22 protein-coding genes are annotated in these 20,665 nt (G+C 59.5%); 9 read left to right on the forward strand and 13 right to left on the reverse strand.

Annotated elements, in window-relative coordinates; all coding sequences use genetic code 11:
* Positions 1 to 13 precede the first annotated feature (13 nt).
* The 5 genes from rodA to BUQ81_RS03250 form a co-directional block, all read right to left on the reverse strand.
* Positions 14 to 1,117 (reverse strand): rod shape-determining protein RodA, encoded by a 1,104-nt coding sequence (gene rodA / locus BUQ81_RS03230; RefSeq protein ID WP_074200968.1) that lies wholly within the window; start codon positions 1,115 to 1,117, stop codon positions 14 to 16.
* Positions 1,114 to 2,931, reverse strand: coding sequence for a penicillin-binding protein 2 (mrdA, locus tag BUQ81_RS03235; protein WP_074200969.1), 1,818 nt, complete (start codon positions 2,929 to 2,931; stop codon positions 1,114 to 1,116). The genes rodA and mrdA overlap by 4 nt, the downstream gene beginning before the upstream one ends.
* Positions 2,928 to 3,422: a rod shape-determining protein MreD gene (mreD, locus tag BUQ81_RS03240; RefSeq protein ID WP_074200970.1), complete on the reverse strand. Its 495-nt coding sequence runs from the start codon at positions 3,420 to 3,422 to the stop codon at positions 2,928 to 2,930. Before mreD ends, mrdA begins: the two co-directional genes overlap by 4 nt.
* Positions 3,397 to 4,200: a rod shape-determining protein MreC gene (mreC, locus tag BUQ81_RS03245; RefSeq protein WP_074200971.1), complete on the reverse strand. Its 804-nt coding sequence runs from the start codon at positions 4,198 to 4,200 to the stop codon at positions 3,397 to 3,399. Before mreC ends, mreD begins: the two co-directional genes overlap by 26 nt.
* Before the next feature lie 62 nt (positions 4,201 to 4,262).
* Entirely contained in the window at positions 4,263 to 5,303 is a 1,041-nt protein-coding gene (locus BUQ81_RS03250) for a rod shape-determining protein (RefSeq protein ID WP_074200972.1), read from the reverse strand.
* Positions 5,304 to 5,449: 146 nt separating this feature from the next.
* Between BUQ81_RS03250 and gatC the strand changes: the two genes are divergently transcribed.
* From gatC to gatB, 3 genes are read left to right on the forward strand one after another with little or no spacing between them, the layout of a single operon-like run.
* Complete coding sequence (gene gatC / locus BUQ81_RS03255) at positions 5,450 to 5,737, forward strand: Asp-tRNA(Asn)/Glu-tRNA(Gln) amidotransferase subunit GatC (RefSeq protein ID WP_074200973.1); 288 nt, start codon at positions 5,450 to 5,452, stop codon at positions 5,735 to 5,737.
* A gap of 53 nt (positions 5,738 to 5,790) precedes the next feature.
* The gene (gene gatA / locus BUQ81_RS03260; RefSeq protein WP_074200974.1) at positions 5,791 to 7,242 is read left to right on the forward strand and encodes an Asp-tRNA(Asn)/Glu-tRNA(Gln) amidotransferase subunit GatA; all 1,452 of its coding nucleotides are present in this window, start codon (positions 5,791 to 5,793) and stop codon (positions 7,240 to 7,242) included.
* A 12-nt stretch (positions 7,243 to 7,254) separates the two neighbouring features.
* Complete coding sequence (gene gatB / locus BUQ81_RS03265; RefSeq protein ID WP_074200975.1) at positions 7,255 to 8,685, forward strand: Asp-tRNA(Asn)/Glu-tRNA(Gln) amidotransferase subunit GatB; 1,431 nt, start codon at positions 7,255 to 7,257, stop codon at positions 8,683 to 8,685.
* A gap of 95 nt (positions 8,686 to 8,780) precedes the next feature.
* On the opposite strand, the gene BUQ81_RS03270 is transcribed toward gatB, so the two are convergent.
* Positions 8,781 to 9,911 (reverse strand): phospholipase A, encoded by a 1,131-nt coding sequence (locus BUQ81_RS03270; protein ID WP_074200976.1) that lies wholly within the window; start codon positions 9,909 to 9,911, stop codon positions 8,781 to 8,783.
* A 120-nt stretch (positions 9,912 to 10,031) separates the two neighbouring features.
* Here BUQ81_RS03270 and htpX point away from each other — a divergent pair, with 120 nt between their 5' ends.
* Complete coding sequence (gene htpX / locus BUQ81_RS03275) at positions 10,032 to 10,952, forward strand: protease HtpX (RefSeq protein ID WP_074201407.1); 921 nt, start codon at positions 10,032 to 10,034, stop codon at positions 10,950 to 10,952.
* Between the two features lie 100 nt (positions 10,953 to 11,052).
* Here htpX and BUQ81_RS03280 read toward each other — a convergent pair whose 3' ends face one another.
* From BUQ81_RS03280 to exbB, 4 genes are read right to left on the reverse strand one after another with little or no spacing between them, the layout of a single operon-like run.
* Complete coding sequence (locus BUQ81_RS03280) at positions 11,053 to 11,517, reverse strand: SufE family protein (RefSeq protein WP_074200977.1); 465 nt, start codon at positions 11,515 to 11,517, stop codon at positions 11,053 to 11,055.
* A gap of 32 nt (positions 11,518 to 11,549) precedes the next feature.
* Positions 11,550 to 12,239 carry an energy transducer TonB gene (locus BUQ81_RS03285; RefSeq protein ID WP_074200978.1) on the reverse strand — a complete coding sequence of 230 codons (690 nt, stop codon included), beginning with the start codon at positions 12,237 to 12,239 and terminating at the stop codon, positions 11,550 to 11,552.
* The gene (locus BUQ81_RS03290) at positions 12,226 to 12,609 is read right to left on the reverse strand and encodes an ExbD/TolR family protein (protein WP_074200979.1); all 384 of its coding nucleotides are present in this window, start codon (positions 12,607 to 12,609) and stop codon (positions 12,226 to 12,228) included. The genes BUQ81_RS03285 and BUQ81_RS03290 overlap by 14 nt, the downstream gene beginning before the upstream one ends.
* Complete coding sequence (gene exbB, locus BUQ81_RS03295; RefSeq protein WP_074201408.1) at positions 12,596 to 13,021, reverse strand: TonB-system energizer ExbB; 426 nt, start codon at positions 13,019 to 13,021, stop codon at positions 12,596 to 12,598. Before exbB ends, BUQ81_RS03290 begins: the two co-directional genes overlap by 14 nt.
* 124 nt (positions 13,022 to 13,145) lie before the next feature.
* Between exbB and BUQ81_RS03300 the strand changes: the two genes are divergently transcribed.
* Positions 13,146 to 14,153, forward strand: coding sequence for an MBL fold metallo-hydrolase (locus BUQ81_RS03300; protein ID WP_084188211.1), 1,008 nt, complete (start codon positions 13,146 to 13,148; stop codon positions 14,151 to 14,153).
* A gap of 50 nt (positions 14,154 to 14,203) precedes the next feature.
* On the opposite strand, the gene serB is transcribed toward BUQ81_RS03300, so the two are convergent.
* Positions 14,204 to 15,037, reverse strand: a complete 834-nt coding sequence (gene serB, locus BUQ81_RS03305) for a phosphoserine phosphatase SerB (RefSeq protein ID WP_074200981.1) — start codon at positions 15,035 to 15,037, stop codon at positions 14,204 to 14,206.
* Position 15,038: 1 nt separating this feature from the next.
* A complete protein-coding gene (locus tag BUQ81_RS03310; protein WP_074200982.1) occupies positions 15,039 to 15,458 on the reverse strand; it encodes an RDD family protein in 420 nt (139 codons plus the stop codon).
* 75 nt (positions 15,459 to 15,533) lie between these two features.
* On the opposite strand from BUQ81_RS03310, the gene BUQ81_RS03315 reads away from it, so the two are divergent.
* Positions 15,534 to 16,202, forward strand: coding sequence for an energy-coupling factor ABC transporter permease (locus tag BUQ81_RS03315; RefSeq protein WP_074200983.1), 669 nt, complete (start codon positions 15,534 to 15,536; stop codon positions 16,200 to 16,202).
* Between the two features lie 141 nt (positions 16,203 to 16,343).
* Here BUQ81_RS03315 and BUQ81_RS03320 read toward each other — a convergent pair whose 3' ends face one another.
* Positions 16,344 to 16,676: a hypothetical protein gene (locus BUQ81_RS03320; protein ID WP_074200984.1), complete on the reverse strand. Its 333-nt coding sequence runs from the start codon at positions 16,674 to 16,676 to the stop codon at positions 16,344 to 16,346.
* A 285-nt stretch (positions 16,677 to 16,961) separates the two neighbouring features.
* Here BUQ81_RS03320 and guaB point away from each other — a divergent pair, with 285 nt between their 5' ends.
* The 3 genes from guaB (at position 16,962) to tadA (ending at position 20,591) form a co-directional block, all read left to right on the forward strand.
* Positions 16,962 to 18,425 (forward strand): IMP dehydrogenase, encoded by a 1,464-nt coding sequence (guaB, locus tag BUQ81_RS03330; protein WP_074200986.1) that lies wholly within the window; start codon positions 16,962 to 16,964, stop codon positions 18,423 to 18,425.
* 71 nt (positions 18,426 to 18,496) lie between these two features.
* The gene (gene guaA / locus BUQ81_RS03335) at positions 18,497 to 20,086 is read left to right on the forward strand and encodes a glutamine-hydrolyzing GMP synthase (protein ID WP_074200987.1); all 1,590 of its coding nucleotides are present in this window, start codon (positions 18,497 to 18,499) and stop codon (positions 20,084 to 20,086) included.
* A gap of 16 nt (positions 20,087 to 20,102) precedes the next feature.
* Positions 20,103 to 20,591 carry a tRNA adenosine(34) deaminase TadA gene (gene tadA / locus BUQ81_RS03340; protein ID WP_234947330.1) on the forward strand — a complete coding sequence of 163 codons (489 nt, stop codon included), beginning with the start codon at positions 20,103 to 20,105 and terminating at the stop codon, positions 20,589 to 20,591.
* Positions 20,592 to 20,665 lie beyond the last annotated feature (74 nt).

Consider the following 20,665-nt stretch of genomic DNA (forward strand, 5'->3'; position numbering starts at 1 on the left):
GTTCAAGGCAGCATCAGGTGCTCTGGCTGCCCATGAAGCGGCGATGCGTACGGATGGACATGAGCACGCCAAAACCGATCATCAGCGTGACCAGTGCGCTGCCGCCATAGCTGATCAGAGGGAGGGGCAGGCCTACTACCGGCAGCAGGCCGCTGACCATGCCGATATTGACAAACGCGTAGGTAAACAGGGTCATGGACAGGGCGGCAGCCAGTAGGCGGCCGAAATTGTCATCGGCCGTTAAGGCGATGTAAAAGCCCCTGAAAATGACGAAGGTATAACCTGCCAGCAGCAGGGCGACACCCCACAGGCCAAACTCTTCCGAGAATACGGAAAAGATGAAATCGGTGGTGCTCTCCGGCAGAAACTCCAGATGCGCCTGGGTGCTCCCCATGAAACCCTTGCCCCACAGGCCGCCGGAGCCGATGGCGATCTTGGACTGGATGATATGGTAGCCGGCTCCGAGCGGATCCGACTCCGGGTTGAGGAAAGTCAGCACGCGCTGCTTCTGGTAGTCGTACATGAAATGCCACACCACGGGTGCTGCCGCGACGGCGGCGACCAGCACGCCCAAAATGACCTTCCACGGCAGTCCCACAAAAAAGAGCACGAACAGCCCGCTGCTGGCAATCAGCAGCGCAGTACCCAAGTCCGGTTGCACCACAATCAGGCCGGCGGTGAGCGCAATGGAGCCGAACCCGACCGCCAGCCGCGGCCAGTTGGGCGGCATGGGGCTCCAGGCATACAGCCAGGCCAGAAACATGGGCAGGGCCAGTTTCATCAGCTCCGAAGGCTGAAAGCGAATGACACCGAGATCGAGCCAGCGCTGTGCCCCCTTGCCCACCTTGCCCGCCACCAGTACGGCTATCAGCAGGACAATGCCCAGCAGAAACAGCCACGGTGCCCACAGCATCAGCTGACGCGGCGGAATTTGTGCGAAGATGAGCATCAGAACAAAGGCGACACCGACGCGCATCAGGTGGCGTTGCACCACGGACCATTCGCCCCCGGAGGCACTGTACACCACAAGCGTACTTGTGATCAGCAGCAGCACGACCCCCAGCAACAGCCAGCCGTCAATGTGCAGTCGATAGAGCAGACCTGTTTCCTGTTTCATGGTTTCTTCGCCTTCGCTTTGGGCGGGGACAACCCCAGATAGGCATTGACCAGCTGCACCGCCAGTGGCGCGGCCGCCTTGCTGCCTCCGCCACCATGCTCCACGATGACGGAAACGGCGATTTCGGGCTTGTCCACCGGCGCAAAGCCGATGAACAGGGCATGGTCGCGTTCCTGGAGCGGAATTTTGGTTTCGTCATACTCCTCTTCGGCACGCAGCCCCTTGACTTGGGCCGTGCCGGTCTTGCCCGCCATGGGGATGGGGATCATGCGGCCTGCACGGCGGGCGGTGCCATGACGCGGATCCTTGAGAACCCCCACCATCGCCTTGATGACCAGCTCCCAATGCTTGCGGTTCTTAATGGGAATATGCCCTTCGGGCGGCACGGGCACATCGCGCAGGTGTGGGACCACCTGGGTGCCGCGATTGGCCAGGATGGCGGTGGCCCGTGCCAGTTGAATGGGAGTTGAAAGGTCATAGCCCTGTCCAATGGCGGCGATGATCGTTTCACCGTTGTACCAGGGTTTGCCACGCACGGCGCGTTTCCACGCTTTGTTGGGGATCAGGCCGCTGCGTTCGCCTGGCAGGTCAATGCCGGTTTTGCGTCCGAGGCCGAACTGGAGCAATCCGTCGTGAATGCGGTCGATGCCCATTTTCAGCCCTACCTGATAGAAATAGGTGTCGCACGACTCCATGATGGCGTGATAGAGGTCAACCCGACCATGTCCCTCGCGCTTCCAGTCGCGATAAGTATGCCCCTGATATTCAAAATAGCCCGGATCGTATATGTTGAAGCCGGGCGATACGATGCCGTGCTCCAGGGCGATGAGCCCCAAAAAGGGCTTGATGGTGGAGCCGGGCGGATAGACGCCGGCGATGGGGCGATTAATGAGCGGCTTGCGCCAGTCGGTAAGAAGGCTGTGGTAGGTGCTCGCGTCGATGCCATCCACGAACAGGTTGGCATCGAAGCCGGGCGCGCTGGCGATGGCCAGCACACTGCCGTCTTCGGGTTTGAGCGCCACGATGGCGCCGGGGCGTCCCCCCAGCAGCTTGTAGGCCTTCTGTTGCAGGGCAATGTCCAGTGTGAGGGTGATGTCCTCCCCGTCCTGTGGTGGCGTCGTGTTTAGCACGCGTACGATACGGCCCTGCGCATTGCGCTCCACTTCCCGATAGCCGGGATGTCCCATCAGCAGATTCTCGTACTGTTTTTCAATGCCGGACTTGCCGATGGTATAGGTTTCCTGATAGCGCTTGGCGTCAAGGTGCTTGAGCTCATCCTCGTTGATCTTGCCCACATAGCCCACCACATGGGCGGTAATGCTGCCATAGGGGTAGATGCGCTTCAGCCGGGTGGTCAGTTCGAAGCCGGGCCATTGATGGCTGAGCGCGGCAAAACGGGCAGCTTCGGTTTCGTCCAGGTCGAACGGCAATGGGTATGCCTTGAAGCGTTTACGGACCCGCAGATATTCGTAAAACGCATCAGCGTCGTTCTGATCGAATTTATACGGAAACTGTTCCGACAGATCTTGCAGCGCCTTACGGAGATCACGGGTCCGTTCGGGAATGGCCGTGATGACAAAGGTGGGCCGGTTGTCTGCCAGCACCACGTGGTTGCGATCAAAGATGCGCCCGCGGCGCGGCGGAATCACTTCCACGCTAATGCGGTTGCCTTCCGCCAGACTGGCGTAGCGGTCATACAGCGTAATCTGCAGATAGGCCATGCGTCCCAGCAGGACGCCAAAGCCCACGAGGACCGCGAGCGCCGCCCAGATGATACGCCGTTTGAACAGAAGCGCAGCCTGGGTCGATTTCATCGGGCTCCAGCAGGGCGGGTGAGAAAGTGCAATGTGGCTGAAATGACAGGCCAGATGAGCAGGGCAGTCAATGGCATTGCCAGCCAGTAGATGCGCGTGGCTTCATCCAGGTTGGGGCGCAGAATAAACCAGCCGAGCGCTTCGAAGAGATACAGCAGCCCCGTAAACAGGAGGCTCTGCTGCAGCGGATGGGCCAGCCGCAGGCGCAGACGCAGGCGCAGCACGATGAACAGCAGGACTGAAAAGAGCAGGGCATGTCCGCCCAGCAGCGTGCCTTCCAGCGCGTCATAGAGCAGGCCAATCAATACGGCGGCGACAAAATGGGTTCGGTCCAGCTGACGCAAGGCCCAGTAAAACAGTACCAGCAATCCGACTGGGGGGAGCAGCAGTCCCCAGGGATGGGGGAGCGGCAGGGCGTTGATGACCAGCGCTACGAGATAGCTCAGCAGAATCAGCCAGAAGGCATCAGTCGTTCGCGGGGGTGTCTTCATGGTGTATCTTGAGGACGAGAACTTCGTCGTTATTGTAGAGCTGACTGACGGGCTGGGCGATCACGCGCAGAAAAACCGCGTCACGCTGAAAGTCAATGGCGCTGATACGCGCAACGGGGTAGCCCGGTGGATAAATGTTGCCCAGTCCACTGGTTACCAGCAGATCACCCACCTGAATGTCGGCCCCCTTGCGCAGGAAGCGAACCAGCACGCGTCCGTGTCCCAGTCCCTGGGTGATGGCGCGCTGGCCGGTCCGCTCGATACGCACCGGGATGGCCAGATCAGGGTCGGTGAGCAGGCGAACCCGGCTGGTCAGGGCAGCGGTTTCGGTAACCAGTCCGAAAATGCCGGCCGGGTCGATGACCGGGCTGTTGGGTCGGATGCCATCCAGAGCGCCCTTGTTGATGACGGCGTAGTTTTCAAATGGGCCGCTGCCATAGCGCAGCACCGTGGCGATCATCAGGTCGGTTTTTTCCACAGGCAAGCGGCCGCTGGCGTCCAGCAGCAGGCGCAGGCGGCGGTTTTCCGCCTTCAGGTCTTCCATCTGTAGCAGTTTGCTGCGCAGCAGCAGGTTTTCGGCTTCAGCGGCTGCCAGACGTCGCCGCAATACGGCTTCATCGGTCTGCGCCTCGGTGTAGCTTTCATACAGGAGTCGAGGTGTCGTGGCCAGATACTCTACCGGCTGCAGCAGCTGCACCAGGGCGACGCGCAAATCGTCTATTAGATGGGTGTAGTGATCCACCGCCATGAGGATGGCAGAAAAAACGAAAGCCGCCACAAAATGACGGCCATCCGTGCGGGCTGATGTGGCGGCGAGAGCGATGGTTCGACTCCTAGACGTTATTCATGGGAGAAGACGTCCATGCCACGCTCGTCCATCAGCTCCAGCGCACGGCCGCCGCCGCGGGCGACGCAGGTCATGGGGTCGTCGGCCACGATCACCGGAATGCCGGTTTCCTCGCTCAGCAGCACGTCCAGGTTGCGCAGCAGGGCGCCCCCCCCGGTGAGGACGATACCCTGTTCGGAAATGTCTGCCCCCAGCTCCGGTGGCGTGCGTTCCAGTGCGGTCCGCACGGCGCTGACGATGGCGGCGAGCGGGTCCTGCAGCGCCTCAAGGATTTCATTGCTGTTGAGGGTGAAGCTGCGCGGTACACCTTCTGCTAGGTTGCGCCCGCGCACTTCGATGGTGCGCGGTTCACTTTCGTGGTAGGCAGTGGCGATTTCGTGCTTGATGCGCTCGGCGCTGGCCGGGCCGATCAGCATGCCGTAGTTGCGGCGCACGTACTTGATGATGGCTTCATCAAAGTGGTCCCCGCCCACCTTGATGGAATCGGCGTAGACGATGCCGTTCAGGGCGATGGTGGCCACTTCGGTGGTGCCCCCACCGATATCCACCACCATGGAACCAGCAGGGTCGCTCACCGGCATGCCGGCACCGATGGCAGCGGCCATGGGTTCTTCGATCAGATAGACTTCGCGGGCCCCGGCCCCGGCAGCCGATTCCCGAATGGCGCGGCGTTCCACCTGAGTGGAACCGCAGGGCACGCACACCAGCACGCGAGGACTGGGCTGGAAGAATCGGGCCGCATGCACCTTCTTGATGAAATGCTGCAGCATTTTTTCGGTGACGGAAAAGTCTGCGATCACGCCGTCCTTGAGCGGGCGCACGGCTTCGAGGTTGCCTGGTGTGCGTCCCAGCATGCGCTTGGCTTCTTCGCCCACGGCGACGATGCTGCGATTGCCACGTCCATTGTCGCGGATGGCCACCACAGAGGGCTCATTAAGCACGATGCCCTTGCTGCGCACGTAGATCAAGGTGTTGGCAGTCCCCAGGTCGATGGAGAGGTCGTCGGAAAAGATGCCGAAAAGTTTACGAAACATGGTGAGTAGGCGCCCCAGCAGATGTTGGAAAAATTGCCGGCTATTTTACCCCGATTTGATGGGTTTGGGAGGATATCCATATCCCCTTGCCAAAGGGGTTAAAATACGCACTTGTTTCGCGAAGAAAAGTGATCAGGAGGCCCGGAGTGGCATTGACGATTGAAGAAGTGAACAAGATCGCCGCGCTGGCGGCGATTCGCGTGGAAGAAGACGAGAAGGGCGAGTACGCCGAGCGCCTGAACAATGTGCTGGACCTGTTCGCGCAAATGGCCGCCGTGGATACTACTGGTGTAGAGCCCATGGCGCATCCCCTAGAGTTGACCCAGCGCCTGCGCGAGGATGAAGTGACCGAGCACGACCAGCACAAAAAGTTCCAGGGCATCGCGCCCAAGGTGGAAGCGGGGCTCTATCTGGTGCCGCAGGTCATCGAGTGATCTGCGACATTTTTTCCGAACATCCGAACCTGCAATTTTCATAGGGTTGAACCATGCATACGCTAAGCCTGCGCGAACTGAGCGACAAGCTCCATCGCCGTGAGATTTCCAGCGTCGAACTGACGCAATATTTTCTGGGCCGCATCGAAAAACTGGATCCCGAACTCAACAGTTTCATTACCGTCACGCCTGATGTGGCGCTCGAAATGGCGAAAATGGCCGATGCGGCCATCGCCGAAGGCAGTGCCGGGTCGCTCACCGGTATCCCCATTGCCCACAAGGACCTGTTTACTACCGATGGTATCCGCACCAGCTGCGCCAGCCGCATGCTGGACAACTTCATTGCGCCGTATGACGCCCATGTGGTGGAAAAGCTCAAGCAGGCCGGCATGCCGATTCTGGGCAAGACCAACATGGACGAATTTGCCATGGGCTCCTCCAGCGAGACCAGCTACTATGGCCCGGTGCGCAATCCGTGGGACAGGGATGCAGTGCCGGGCGGTTCATCCGGCGGCTCGGCAGCAGCGGTTGCAGCCGGCCTGACACCTGCAGCTACCGGCTCGGATACCGGCGGCTCCATTCGCCAGCCCGCCAGCTTCTGCGGCATTACCGGCATCAAGCCCACCTATGGTCTCGTGTCCCGCTACGGCATGATCGCCTATGCTTCCAGCTTTGATCAGGGCGGTCCCATGGCGCGCAGTGCCGAGGATGCCGCCTGGCTGCTCAACGCCATGGCCGGTTTCGACAAGCGCGACTCCACCTCGCTGGAACGCGAGCTGCCGGACTACACTGTCCATCTGAACGACAGCCTTGAGGGGCTGCGCATCGGCCTGCCGAAGGAGTACTTTAGCGAGGGGCTGGATGACGAGGTGGCGCAGGTGATTGAGGCAGCCATCACAGAGCTGGAAAAGCTGGGCGCTACCGTGGTGGAGGTGAGCCTGCCCAACAAGGACCTGGCTGTGCCGGCCTATTACGTGCTGGCACCGGCGGAGGCGTCGTCCAATCTGGCGCGCTATGACGGTGTGCGCTACGGCCACCGCTGCGAAGATCCGAAGGATCTGAAGGACATGTATACCCGTTCCCGTGCGGAAGGCTTTGGCGACGAGGTGAAGCGTCGCATCATGATCGGTGCCTATGCCCTGTCGGCGGGCTATTACGACGCCTATTACCTCAAGGCGCAGCAGCTGCGCCGCATGGTGCGCGACGACTTCGTGCGCGCCTTCGAGCAGTGCGACGTGATCGCCGGGCCGGTGGCGCCGACGGTGGCGTGGAACCTGGGCGAGAAGTCCGACGATCCGGTCAGCATGTATCTGGCCGACCTGTACACCATTCCGGTGAACCTGGCCGGCCTGCCCGGCATGAGCGTGCCGGCAGGCTTTGCCAAGGGGCGCCCGGTGGGGCTGCATCTGGTGGGGCCGTATTTCAGCGAAGCGAAGCTGCTGAATATCGGTCACCAATTCCAGCAGCACACCGACTGGCACACACGTACACCGGAACTGGGTTAAGGAGCACGCAGCATGAATTGGGAAATTGTTATTGGCCTGGAAATCCACGCACAGCTGGCCACCAAATCGAAAATCTTCTCCGGTGCGTCCACGGCATTCGGTGCTCTGCCCAACACGCAGGCGTCTGCGGTGGATATCGCTCTGCCGGGCACGCTGCCGGTGCTGAACAAGGCCGCCGTGGACATGGCAATCAAGTTTGGCCTTGCCATCGACGCCGAAATTACCCGCCGCAGCGTGTTTGCGCGCAAGCACTATTTCTATCCGGATCTGCCCAAAGGCTATCAGATCTCCCAGTATGAACTGCCGGTCATCGGCAAGGGGCAGGTGGAGATTGAGGTGGATGGCGACACCAAGACCATCGGCGTCACCCGTGCCCACCTGGAAGAGGATGCGGGCAAGTCCCTGCACGAGGACTTCGCCGGCATGACCGGCATCGACCTCAACCGCGCCGGCACACCGCTGCTGGAAATCGTTTCCGAGCCGGACATGCGTTCCGTCGCGGAGGCCATCGCCTATGCCAAGAAGATTCACGAGCTGGTGCAGTATCTGGAAATCTGCGACGGCAACATGCAGGAAGGCTCCTTCCGCGTGGACGCCAACGTCTCCATTCGCCGTCCGGGTGAGCCGCTGGGCACACGCACCGAGCTGAAGAACATCAACTCGTTCAAGTTCCTGGAAAAGGCGCTCCAGTACGAGATCGAGCGCCACATGGACATTCTCGAATCCGGCGGCAGCATTGTGCAGGAAACGCGTCTGTACGACTCCGTCAAGGACGAAACCCGTTCCATGCGCGAAAAGGAAGAGGCGAACGATTACCGCTACTTCCCGGATCCGGATCTGCTGCCTCTGGTGATCACCGATGAGATGATCGCCGAGGTGGCCGAAACCCTGCCGGAACTGCCGGATGCCAAGCGCAAGCGTTTCATGGAACAGTATGGGCTGCCCAGCTATGACGCCGGTGTTCTGACCGGTTCACGTGCGCTGGCCGACTACTACGAGGAGGTGGTTGCCACCGTGGGCGGCGAGTCCAAGCTGTGCGCCAACTGGGTTATGGTGGAATTGCTCGGTGCGCTCAACAAGGAGAATCTGCTGCTGTCCGAATCGCCCATTACCGCGGCCATGCTCGGCGAGCTGCTGGCTCGGATCGTGGACAACACCATCTCCGGCAAGATCGCCAAGGAGGTATTCGAAGCCATGTGGGCCGGCGAAGGCCGTGCTGACGAGATCATTGAGGCGAAGGGTCTCAAGCAGATTACCGACACCGGTGCCATTGAGGCAATTATTGACGAGGTGATCGCCAATAACCCGGCGCAGGTGGAGCAGTACCGCAGCGGCAAGGACAAGCTGTTCGGTTTCTTTGTGGGGCAGGTGATGAAAGCCACCCAGGGCAAGGCCAATCCGAAGCAGGTCAACGAGCTGCTGCGCAAGAAACTGGACGGCTGACAGGGGTCCCCGACTTTTTCAAAGCCGTTTTTTCGACGCCGTGCAAAACCCCGCCAGAAAAGCTTGTGGCGGGGTTTTTTACGTGTAGCGCATTCTCAGCGGCTCCACTGGATGCCGATGCCGATCTTGTCCACGCTGCGGTTGTAGTCGATCAGGCTTTCGCCATAACCGCTGAACAGCTGTACATAACCGAAGGTGTGGCGGAACTCCTTGATGGGAAAGGACCAATCCAGTTGCACGGCGCCGCGGTTGTGGGCGGTATCCAGGTTGTTGCGCAGCGTCAGACTGAGCAGATTGCGCCCGATGGGCCAGGCGACGCGCAGGTCGCCGTAGCCCAGATACTGTTCGATATCCGGGTTGTCATCGCTGCTGCGCGCTTCGGGAATGCGCCACCAGCCACGCAGGCTGACGAAGGTGTCGTCCAGCTGAAACAGGCCGGCTGCATACAGGCGGTTCCACGAGCGCGAGCGCGTCCCGCCCTGACCATTGGACTGATGATTGAGCCCCACCTTGAGGGCGCGCAGCGGGAAGTCGCCCCATTTGAACGGCAGGGTGACAAACAGCTCCGGCTCGTAGTTGGTTTCGCGGAACGGGGCGGAGCTGGCGTAAATCTGCCAGTTTGACTGTTGGGTGTAGGCGGCAAAAAAGGTTTCTTCCAGCCCGAACAGGTTGTAGACGAGCGGTTTCATCAGGCTGAGCTGGAATTTGGCTTCGTCTGCCTTGCGGTCGGGTTTGGCATGGAAGTCATGACTATAGGGGATGAAATAGTTGCTGCGGTAGGGGTAAAGCCCAATGCCGTCATCGCCGGCCTTGATGCGCAGCAGCGGCTTTTGGGTTGTGTCGACCAGCGTATTGAAGGTGATGGCCAGTTTCAGCGGCGGTTCAATCTGGGCACGTGGCGGTGTGCCTGCTTTTTCAGTCGCTTGCGTTCCGGGCACCTGTGCGGATTTCTCTGTCCTCGAGGCGGCATGCACCGCTGAGCTGTCTCTTTGCAGCAATAGCTGGGCTGCACGGCTGCCCTGGGCGGCGGCACGGGTCAGCCATGCCTGTGCCCGGTTGGGATCGGCGCTCAGCCCCAGTGCACCCTCCTGGTAGGCCAGGGCGAGCGTCAGCATGGCGTCCACATCGCCGTTTTGGGCTGCTGAGCGAATTTCGGACAGTTGCAGAGGGGCTGAGTGGGCGGGCAATGCGAGTATCAGCGAAAGAAACAGCGTCAGACGAAGCATTTTCGGTATCCTGGGTGAGAATTTGCGTTATTTTACGTATAGGATGCTGGGTTGATTTGTTATAAATAATCCTTATATTGTTTATATGCAATTGCTCATCACAAGGAGGTTTCCATGAGCTTGAAGGGCATATTCCTGTTTCTTTTGACCAACATCGCTGTCATTGCGGTGGCGTCCATTTCGCTCAGTCTGCTGGGTGTGGGCGGCTATGTGAATCAGTATGGCCTTGATCTGGGCAACCTGCTGGTCTTTGCAGCGGTGTTCGGCTTTGCCGGTTCGTTTGTGTCGCTGTTGCTGTCCAAGTGGATGGCACTGCAGATGACCGGTGCCGAGGTGATTGACCCGCAGCATCCGCGCAATCAGGCGGAAGCCTGGCTGGTGCAGACCGTGCACCGTCTTGCGGACAAGGCTGGCATCGGGCATCCGGATGTAGCCATTTATCCGGATCCGGCACCCAATGCGTTTGCCACGGGCTGGAACCGCAATAATGCGCTGGTGGCCGTATCCACCGGCCTGCTGGAAAACATGACCCAGGATGAGATCGAGGCGGTCCTCGCGCACGAAGTGGCGCACATCGCCAATGGCGACATGATTACCATGGCGCTGTTGCAGGGCGTGGTCAACACCTTTGTCATCTTCTTTGCCCGCATCGTCGGTTATTTCGTGGACCGTGTCTTGTTCCGTAACGAAGATGATGCGCCCGGTATCGGCTTTTACATTACCAGTTTCATCTTTGAGATCCTGTTTGGCATCCTCGCCAGCATGATCGTAATGTGGTACAGCCGCAAGCGTGAATTTCGTGCTGATGCGGGCGGTGCCTATCTGGCCGGGCGTGACAAGATGATTGCCGCCCTGAAGCGCCTGATGACCATCCACGAACCGGCCCATCTGCCGGAGCAGCTGGCGGCGTTCGGTATCAACGAGTCCGCAGGTGAGCGCATTATGGCGCTGTTTGCCAGTCACCCGCCACTGGAAAAGCGCATCGAGTATCTGATGCGCGCTGACGAGCGTCAGTTGAAGCTGGGGCTCGGCTTGAGCTGATAAAACCGATGCTGATCCACTGAAAAGCCCGCTCTGGCTCGCCAGGGCGGGCTTTTTTGTGGCGGTGAAAAATGCCGTTTGAAAAAGTCGGGGACCCCCCTCAGTGGGTCTGCTGTTTGGCCTTGATTTGACGAATGAGCGCTTCCTTGGCTTCCTTCTGGATGCGCTTGATCATGTGATAAAGGCCATTGGCGCGGTTGGGGGACAGGTGCTGCAGCAGGCCCATCTCTTTGAGAAAGTCCAGCGGCGCCTTGAGGATCTCTTCCGGCGTGCGCCCGTTATAGACGCGCAGCAACATGGCGACCAGCCCTGAGACAATGGCTGCATCGCTCATGCCCTGAAAAAAGAGACGGCCATCGTGCTCTTCCGTGTGCAGCCATACCTGCGACTGACAGCCGTGGATGCGGTTGGCTTCCGTCTTGTATTCCTCGGGCATGTCCTGCAGCTTCTTGCCCATGTCGATCAGCAGCTTGTAGCGGTCCTTCCAGTTGTCGTAACGGTTGAACATTTGCACCAGCTCGCGCTGAACGTCTTCAATGTTTTTTTCCGGGACGGTGTAATCCATTGTTGCTCTCCTGGCCTTGATTGCGCGCTAGTTTACCGCAGACGGTAGCGGATCGGCACCTCAACCCAGAGCGGGTCCGACGCCATGCCAGGCGGGAAGGGGCGAAAGCGCGCACCCAATTCATCCATGATGACGGCACGAGCCGCTTCGTCCAGCAACGCGCTGCCACTGCTGCGCTCGATGGCAAGCGCGTCGATGCGGCCATCGGCGTGGATACGGAACTGCAGCCAGACATCGCCTTCAATGCCGCGACGTCGCGCCCGATAGGGATAGGTATCTCGAGCCGCCGTCGTAATCGCCTGTCGCAATGCGGCCAGATAGTCGGCTTTTTCCGCCTCGGCCTGGGGATTGGACGCTGTTTTGGCAGGCTGTGTGGGCGTCGCAGTGGCAGCCTTGGACGGCGCCTGATCAGCTGTTGCGGGCTTGGGCTGTGGCTTGGGCTGTGGCTTGGGCTGTGGCTTGGGCTGCGGCTTGGGCTGCGGCTTGGGCTGCGGCTTGGGCTGCGGCTTGGGCTGCGGCTTGGGCTGCGGCTTGGGCTGCGGCTTGGGCTGTGGCTTGGGCTGTGGCTGTGCAAACTCGGACAGTGTCACCGGCACCACCTGCCTCAGGGTGTCCGAAGGTGTCTGCGTTTGGCTGAGACTCATCACCATTAGACCCACGAGCGGCAGCAGCAGGGCCACGGCCAGCAGCAGGGCGAGCAGGTGGCGTTTACGGCTGGACATGCTCGGTGAGAATCGTCAGCGGTGGGGGCGGGGTGAGGCTTTTGATACGTTCAACCACGGCGACAAAATCGCCAAAGGCGGTGCGACGGTCCACGCGCAATTCCAGGGGACGTTTGGGGTCGGCATGCAGCAGGGCACTCAACTGTGAAAGTGCAATGGGCTGCGCTTCAAAATAAAGGCGCCCCTGGGCATCGAGCGCCAGATGGCGTGTTTCGGGTAAGGGGGCGGTACTGGCGGACTGCTGCGTCTGGGGCAGCTCGATGTTCAGCTTGTCATGGACGATGAAACTGGCAGTCACCAGCACCACCGCCAGCAGCACCAGCATGACGTCGATCAGGGGAATGACATTGATCTGGTCAATTCTGCGCACGGGCTTGCACCTGCAGCTGGATTACTTCCGCCTTGCGCAGCAGCACGTTGTAGAGCAGGGTGCCGGGAATGGCCACCAGGATGCCGGCCGCCGTGGCCTTGAGGGCCATTGCCAGCCCCAGCATGATGGCCTGTGTAGAGAGGTTGCCGGCTTCACCAATCTGCCAGAAGGTGAGCATGATGGCCAGCACCGTACCCAGCAGTCCCACATAGGGGGCGTTGGCCGCCAGGCTGGCGATCAGCGTGAGGTTGCGCGTGGTCTCGATGCGTGCCGCTTCGGGTGAGTCGAAGCGGTCAGGATCCGTGCTGCGGAAATAGAGCCAGCGCTCCAGCGACAGCCACAGCACGATAAAACCCATGGTGCCAAGGGTGCCAAAAATGAGCGGATCGAGCCAGTGAATGAGCCAGTGCATTATGGTTTTCTCCTGTTTGCCCATCATTATAAAAATGCGCCCCTGAAAATCCTTGCCAAAATGTGAAACTTGCAGGTCCTGCGGTTTTTGTTACAATCAGATGACTGCGATAGGAGATTGTGATATGGATAGGCGCGAATTTATTCGAATGATGGGGCTGGCTGTTGGCGCGACGGCGCTGACCCCGCTTTATGCGGCAGATGAGGACATGGTGGTGAAGGCACCGCCGATGCCGGATGTGCCGGCCACGCAACTGAGCGAAAAATGTTGGTACATTCGTGCCAAGGATCCCGAGCCCACGCCTGAGAATCACGGTTTTTTCTCCAACCCGGGCTTTATCGTCACCTCAGAGGGGGTAGTGGTGCTGGAGCCGGGCGGTTCGGTGCAGATTGGTGAAATGATCTTGCGCCAGATCCGCAAGGTGACCGACAAGCCGGTGGTGATGGTAATCAATACCCACTATCACGGTGATCACTGGCTGGGCAACCACGCTTTTGTGGAAGCCTATCCGGATGTGCCTATTTATGCTCACCCCGCCACCTTCCAAAAAATCAAGGACGGGGCTGGCGACTTCTGGCTCAATTTCTTCAACCGCGTGACCAACAATGCGGTGATGGGCACCATCGTAACACCGCCCAACAAGGTGCTGAAAGGGGGTGAAGTGCTGAAGGTGGGCGATACCGAGCTGCGCATTCACCACTACAGCAACCCGGACTACGAGGATAGGGTACACACCGAGTCTGACCTTATGGTGGAGGTGCCCGACCAGAAGATTGTCTACATTGGTGATGTGGCCATGCGTCGTATTGCCAATGCGGCGGACGGTTCGTTCCGCGGGACCATCGATGCCATGCAGCGCTGGCAGAAGCAGTTTGCCGGCTATACGCTGAGCCCGGGGCACGGGCACCACGACGACATCCAGCTGTTCAAGGATCAGGAGCTGTTCTTCAAGACCATCTGGGACAATGTGGCCAAGTATTACGAAGAAGGCCTGTCGCCATTTGAGATGAAACCGAAGATCATGGCGGAGCCGTTCATGCAGCAGGTGGCCAGCAAGTGGCCGGGTTACCAGTCCACACTGGGCAAGTTCATCAGCGTGGCGGTTCAGGAGTATGAGAGCAGCATGTTTTAACTGATGCTGGCCGCAATGCCCAATTAAAAGCCCGCGAGTGCGGGCTTTTTTCATGCCTCGAGAAAGTCGAGAATGGCGTCCAGTCCGCGAATGTTGAGTTGGGTATCCGCCTGGGTGCGTACGGCAGGCTTGGCGTGGTAGGCCACGGAAAGGCCGGCCAGTTTCATCATTTCCAGATCATTGGCGCCGTCGCCTACGGCAATGGCCTGTTGGGGGGTGATGCCCAGCTGATCGCACAGTTCCAGCAGATATTCTGCCTTGGTGTGGGCGGCAACGATATCCCCGTCAATCCCGCCGGTAAGTTTTCCTTCCGCAACGGCCAGCACATTGGCGCGGGCAAAGTCCAGCCCCAGCTCCGCCTTCAGCCGCTCGGTAAAGAAGGTGAAGCCGCCGGAGACCAAGGCGAAGCTGATGCCTTTCTGCTTGAGCCCGGCGATGAGGGTTTCCGCACCCGGGTTGAGTTCGAGGCGTTCCTCGTAGACGCATTCGAGTTCGTGCGTGGGCAGGCCCTCCAGCAGTCCGACACGCTTTTTCAGCGAACTTTCAAAGTCCAGCTCGCCGCGCATGGCCGCTTCAGTAATGGCTGCGACTTCGTCCTTGATGCCCACCCGGTCGGCAATTTCGTCCACGCACTCGATGGCGATCAGGGTGGAATCCATGTCCGAAATCAGCAGTTTGACGGCTTTCGGGTCAAAGTCTTCCGGCAGGACGTTGATATCCAGCTGGAGGGCGTTGCGCAGGGCATCGAGGGTTTCTGGAGCGGGTGGTTCCGCCCGTTCAATACGATAGTGGGTGGTGTGCTTTTCGGGTTTGCCGAGGGCGCGGGTCAGGGTGGTTACCTGATCGAAATTGAGCACGTTGGAATGAATGATAATGGTGGCCATCTCAGCCCTCCTTGTCTGAACAGGCGACGATTGTAGTGCCCGCAAGTTGATCGTGCAAAGTCTGACCCCGGACAAGCGCCCATAACCAGCCTGCCCCCAGCAATGCGAGCGAAAGCAGGGCGCTGCCAAAGCGCATGTTCACTTCCGCCCAGCTCAGGCGGTTACCGTACTGTCCCCGCAGGCACAGCGACCAGATTTTCTGTCCGGGTGTCAGATAGCCGTTGCGCCAGTGCCAGGCAAGCCACGCGTAGGCAACGGCAAGCAGGTAGAACTGAAAGGCAACCCTGCTGAAAGGATTCTGCTCGAAGCCTGCGCCGAACAGCAGGGGAAATGGAATGGCGGCGACAAACAGAATGACCGCAAGGATGAGTGCATCGTAGAACGCGGCGACGAGAATGCGAAAGGGTGAGGGCTGAGGCATAATGGCTACTGATGGTTCGCTGAAAACAAGCCAATATAATAGGTTGTTTTCAGCGACGCAATGAAGAGGTCGGCTATGAATCTGCCTGCAGATGTTTTACCACTCTCCTGGGTTATCGCCTCGGCGCTGGTCGCGCTGGCGATTCTGTTCTGGACGGTCAAGACAGCGCCGTGGCACAAGGTGAAGGGCGACAGTCATGCGCAGCATGTCTTTTTTGGCGTCGCCGTGGCCCTGGCGCTGCTGTGGAAGTTTTCGGCCTCGATTGCCGATGGATTGACCTTTCATTTTCTGATGATGACGTCCGTCACTCTGATGTTTGGCTGGCAGTTCGCCGTGTTGGCGGCCCTGCTGGCCTTGATCATCCTCAGCGCCTTTGAGGTCACCGGTTGGGATGCTCTGGCGCTCAACTGGCTGTTGATGGGCGTGGTGCCGGCACTGATCACGTGGTGGCTGCTCAAGCTGGCATGGCGTTGGCTGCCACACCACTTTTTTGTGTATGTGTTCTTCAATGCCTTTCTGGCGGCGGGGATCAGCACGTTTGTGGCGTTGCTGCTCACCGGCTGGGTGCTCATTGGCGCAGAAGTTCAGACGGCTGAAAAGGTGGGGCACAGTTTTATGCCCTACATTCCGCTACTGGCGGCGCCGGAAGCCTTCATAAATGGCATGCTGATGGGTTTTCTGGTGATGTTCAAGCCGCAGTGGATTGCCACCTTTACCGACGAGCACTATCTCAAGGGCAAGTAAAGCCCCCCGCAAGGTGATCTTCTTTACGCGCACCTGCCTAGCGAAGTGTGTAGCTGTTAAGTCCCGCATGGTTATAAACCTTCTGGCAGGCACAAAAAAACCGGCGCGTAGCCGGTTTTTTCATCGAACGGTCGAAGGGGATTACTTTTCCCACATCGGCTTTTCGTTCTTGTAGCGGTTGATCTGGTCAACTTCTGCGCGGGCAACGCGCAGTGCCAGCTTGGCGTTCTTCATGGCAGCGGCTTCATCGCCTTTCTTCTTGGCGGCTTCAGCCTGGGCCAAGTAGTAATCTACGTAGGCCTTTTTCATCTTCTTCTGCTTCCACACGTTCTGGTGCTTCTTGGCTTCAGCGTGGGCTGCTTTGGCTGCAGCGGTGATTTCTGCGTAGGTCTTCGGCTCCGACTTGGTGCCCATGGAGCAGGCGCCCAGAGACAGGGACGCGGCGACAGCTGCAGTAACGATGATTTTTTTCATTCCGGTTTTCCTCCTGATTGAGAGCTTTGCCTGGATGGTCGCTGCCATCCTGAACCCGGCTGGGTTGTTGTTTGGCCGGTTGCATAACACTATAAAGTTTACCGGCCTTGTGTCAATCCTTATAATGACGCTCAAGTTCAGGCAATGCCTGTTCAGGGTGCCGACAGACGAATCATGTCGGACTCAAGTGATTGAAATTCAATATCTTGCGATTCGTTTAACCCATTGAGTTTCAATAATTGAAAAATCTGATCAGGCTATAAAAAACCTATTTGGGAACCCGCCATGCTACGAATTATTGAAGAAGCCTATACATTTGACGATGTTCTGCTGGTGCCGGCGCACTCCACCGTGCTGCCCAAGGACGTGGATCTGAGCACGCAGCTGACGCGCAATATCCGCCTTAACCTGCCGTTCGTGTCCGCGGCGATGGATACGGTGACCGAATCGCGCCTTGCCATTGCCATTGCCCAGGAAGGCGGCATTGGCATTATCCACAAGAACATGACCGTGCAGCAGCAGGCCGATGAAGTGCGCAAGGTGAAGAAATACGAGCATGGCGTGATTACCGACCCGATCACCGTCAATGCCGATGCCACCATTGAAGAAGTGCTGAACCTGACGGGGCAGCACAATATCTCTAGCGTGCCGGTGATGAAGGACGGCAAGCTGTATGGTCTGGTGACCAGCCGCGATCTGCGTTTCGTCAAGGACGTGCACGCTCCCATTACTACCGTCATGACCCCGCGCGAGAAGCTGGTGACCGTAAAGGAAGGCGCCTCCAAGGGTGAAATTCGCAAGCTGATGCACGAGCATCGCATCGAGCGCGTGCTGGTGGTGGATGATGACTCCAACCTGAAGGGCATGATTACCCTTACTGACATGCTCAAAGAGAGCGAGCATCCCAATGCGTGCAAGGATGAAGCGGGACGTCTGCGCGTGGGTGCGGCGGTCGGTACCGGTGAAGGCACCGAGCAGCGTGTGGAAGCGCTGGTGGATGCCGGCGCTGACGTGATCGTGGTGGATACCGCTCACGGTCACTCTCAGGGCGTGCTCGATCGGGTGCGCTGGGTCAAGGATCACTTCCCCGAAGTGGATGTGATTGGTGGCAACATCGCCACTGCCCAGGCTGCACTGGATCTGGTGGAAGCCGGTGCGGATGCGGTCAAGGTGGGCATCGGCCCCGGCTCCATCTGCACCACGCGGATTGTTGCAGGTGTGGGCGTGCCCCAGCTGACCGCCATCGCCAATGTGGCCGAGGCGCTGCAGGACAGCGGCGTGCCGCTGATTGCCGACGGTGGCATCCGCTTCTCTGGCGACATCGCCAAGGCGATCGCGGCCGGGGCCTATGCGGTCATGCTGGGCAGCATGTTCGCCGGCACCGAAGAGGCACCGGGCGAGGTGGAATACTACCAGGGCCGCGCCTACAAATCTTACCGAGGCATGGGGTCACTGGGCGCCATGGCGCAGACACAGGGCTCCAGCGACCGCTACTTCCAGTCCACCAATGCGGTGGACAAGCTGGTGCCGGAAGGCATCGAAGGGCGTGTGGATTACAAGGGCCCCATGGGCGCGATCGTCCACCAGCTGGCCGGCGGCCTGCGTGCCAGCATGGGTTACACCGGCTGTGCCAATATTGAAGAAATGCGCAACAAGCCGGTGTTCGTGCGCATTACCAATGCGGGTATCACCGAAAGTCACGTGCACGATGTCACCATTACCAAGGAAGCGCCCAACTACCGTGTCTGACGGGCGCAGCATGCCGAAGAATACGACGGGGGCGCTGTGCCCCCGTTTTGCTTGAAAACCGAGGAGTTGCCATGACCCATACCCCCGCCCACGACATTCATCAGGACAAGGTTCTGATTCTGGACTTTGGCTCGCAGTACACTCAGCTGATCGGCCGACGCATCCGCGAGATCGGCGTTTTCTGTGAAATCGTACCGTGGGACATCGGTGATGATTTCGTGCGCAATTACGGCGCCAAGGCCATCATCCTTTCGGGCGGGCCGGAAAGTGCCACGGGTGACGATGCGCCGCGCATACCGGAAGCGGTCTTCGAGCTGGGGGTGCCGCTGCTGGGCATTTGCTACGGCATGCAGACCATGGCGGAGCAGCTGGGCGGCAAGGTGATTCACGCTGATACCCATGAATACGGCTTTGCGCAGGTACGGGCGCACGGGCACACGCCGCTGCTGCGGGACATTGAGGACCATGTCACACCGGAAGGCTACGGCATTCTCGATGTGTGGATGTCTCACGGCGACCGCGTCGCACAGATGCCGCCGGGCTTTATTCTCATGTGCAGTAACGAAACCTGCCCCATCGCCGGCATGGCCAATGTGGACAAGCAGTGGTACGGGGTCCAGTTCCATCCCGAAGTGACGCATACCAAGCAGGGCAAGCGCATTCTCGAACGCTTTGTGGTGGATATCGCCGGCTGCGAAAAGCTGTGGACCACGAAAAACATCGTTGAAGACAGCATCCAGCGCATTCGTGAGCAGGTGGGGGATGACGAGGTGCTGCTGGGCCTCTCCGGAGGCGTGGATTCCTCGGTGGTGGCGGCGCTGCTGCACAAGGCGATTGGCGATCAACTCACCTGTGTGTTTGTGGACCACGGTCTGCTGCGCTACGGCGAAGGTGACCAGGTGATGGCCATGTTCGCTCGTCACATGGGCATCAAGGTGATCCGTGTGGATGCGCAGGACCTGTTCTTCGGGCGCCTCAAGGGGGTCACCGATCCGGAGGAGAAGCGCAAGATCATCGGCCACACCTTTATTGAGGTGTTCGATGAGGAGGCGTCCAAACTGACCAATGTGAAGTGGCTGGCGCAGGGCACCATCTATCCGGACGTGATCGAATCGGCAGGCTCCAAGACCGGTAAAGCCAAGGTGATCAAGTCGCACCACAATGTGGGCGGCCTGCCGGAAGAGATGAACCTGAAGCTGCTGGAACCCCTGCGCGAACTATTCAAGGACGAAGTGCGCAAGCTGGGCGTGGAGCTGGGGCTGCCCTACGAAATGGTCTATCGCCATCCGTTCCCGGGGCCGGGACTGGGCGTGCGCATTCTTGGCGAGGTGAAGAAGGAGTATGCCGATATCCTGCGTCTGGCGGACCATATCTTTATCGAGGAACTGCGTGCGGCCGATCTCTACGACAAGACTTCGCAGGCGTTTGCCGTGTTCCTGCCCATCAAGTCGGTGGGCGTGGTGGGCGATGCGCGTCGCTACGACTATGTGGTGGCACTGCGCGCGGTGGAGACCATCGACTTCATGACTGCGCGCTGGGCGCACCTGCCATACGATTTCCTCGAGCGCGTGTCCACCCGCATTATCAATGAGATACCGCGCATTTCCCGCGTTGTCTATGACATCTCCAGTAAACCCCCTGCAACCATCGAGTGGGAGTAATTGTCCCGCTGAAGCCTTGAATCTGCCGGCCACTGTGCCGGCAGATTTGTCTGCGCAACAGGCGGACGCCTTCTGGATGCGCCAGGCGCTGGCGCTGGCCGAATTCGCCCAGTCTCAGGGCGAAGTGCCGGTAGGTGCCGTGCTGGTGCAGGGCGGGCAACGCATTGCCTGCGGCTGGAACCGGGTCATTACCGACCGGGATCCGTCGGCCCATGCAGAAGTCGTGGCTCTGCGCGCGGGTGCCCAGGTGCTGAACAACTACCGCCTGCTCGATACCACCCTGTATGTCACACTGGAGCCGTGCCCCATGTGTGCCGGTGCGCTGGTGCACGCCCGCGTGTCACGCGTCGTCTTTGCCGCGGCCGACCCGCGCGCTGGTGCCTGCGGCTCACTGTTCAATCTGTGTCGTTCGCCGCTGCTCAACCATCAGCTGCAGCTGACGGGGGGCGTACTCGCTGAAGAGAGTCGCGCCCTGTTGCAGGGGTTTTTCAACGTGCGGCGCTGAGCTTTCTTTTCTCCTTGAAACGATGACATTGTGCGACCTCTGCCCACCGGCTGTCCAGTTATTCGCCCGCTTGT

This window comes from Sulfurivirga caldicuralii (genome assembly GCF_900141795.1).
Taxonomy (GTDB): domain Bacteria; phylum Pseudomonadota; class Gammaproteobacteria; order Thiomicrospirales; family Thiomicrospiraceae; genus Sulfurivirga; species Sulfurivirga caldicuralii.

What these genes read in the sequence shown, in the direction of transcription:
- serB (WP_074200981.1), bottom strand. Translation starts at nt 15,037, where the DNA reads ATGGCCACCATTATCATTCATTCCAACGTGCTCAATTTCGATCAGGTA.
- BUQ81_RS03300 (WP_084188211.1), top strand. Translation starts at nt 13,146, where the DNA reads ATGGATAGGCGCGAATTTATTCGAATGATGGGGCTGGCTGTTGGCGCG.
- BUQ81_RS03280 (WP_074200977.1), bottom strand. Translation starts at nt 11,517, where the DNA reads ATGGATTACACCGTCCCGGAAAAAAACATTGAAGACGTTCAGCGCGAG.
- rodA (WP_074200968.1), bottom strand. Translation starts at nt 1,117, where the DNA reads ATGAAACAGGAAACAGGTCTGCTCTATCGACTGCACATTGACGGCTGG.
- mreD (WP_074200970.1), bottom strand. Translation starts at nt 3,422, where the DNA reads ATGAAGACACCCCCGCGAACGACTGATGCCTTCTGGCTGATTCTGCTG.
- BUQ81_RS03320 (WP_074200984.1), bottom strand. Translation starts at nt 16,676, where the DNA reads ATGAAAAAAATCATCGTTACTGCAGCTGTCGCCGCGTCCCTGTCTCTG.
- BUQ81_RS03285 (WP_074200978.1), bottom strand. Translation starts at nt 12,239, where the DNA reads ATGTCCAGCCGTAAACGCCACCTGCTCGCCCTGCTGCTGGCCGTGGCC.
- mrdA (WP_074200969.1), bottom strand. Translation starts at nt 2,931, where the DNA reads ATGAAATCGACCCAGGCTGCGCTTCTGTTCAAACGGCGTATCATCTGG.
- BUQ81_RS03315 (WP_074200983.1), top strand. Translation starts at nt 15,534, where the DNA reads ATGAATCTGCCTGCAGATGTTTTACCACTCTCCTGGGTTATCGCCTCG.
- gatB (WP_074200975.1), top strand. Translation starts at nt 7,255, where the DNA reads ATGAATTGGGAAATTGTTATTGGCCTGGAAATCCACGCACAGCTGGCC.
- BUQ81_RS03270 (WP_074200976.1), bottom strand. Translation starts at nt 9,911, where the DNA reads ATGCTTCGTCTGACGCTGTTTCTTTCGCTGATACTCGCATTGCCCGCC.
- gatA (WP_074200974.1), top strand. Translation starts at nt 5,791, where the DNA reads ATGCATACGCTAAGCCTGCGCGAACTGAGCGACAAGCTCCATCGCCGT.
- BUQ81_RS03250 (WP_074200972.1), bottom strand. Translation starts at nt 5,303, where the DNA reads ATGTTTCGTAAACTTTTCGGCATCTTTTCCGACGACCTCTCCATCGAC.
- guaB (WP_074200986.1), top strand. Translation starts at nt 16,962, where the DNA reads ATGCTACGAATTATTGAAGAAGCCTATACATTTGACGATGTTCTGCTG.
- BUQ81_RS03310 (WP_074200982.1), bottom strand. Translation starts at nt 15,458, where the DNA reads ATGCCTCAGCCCTCACCCTTTCGCATTCTCGTCGCCGCGTTCTACGAT.
- exbB (WP_074201408.1), bottom strand. Translation starts at nt 13,021, where the DNA reads ATGCACTGGCTCATTCACTGGCTCGATCCGCTCATTTTTGGCACCCTT.
- guaA (WP_074200987.1), top strand. Translation starts at nt 18,497, where the DNA reads ATGACCCATACCCCCGCCCACGACATTCATCAGGACAAGGTTCTGATT.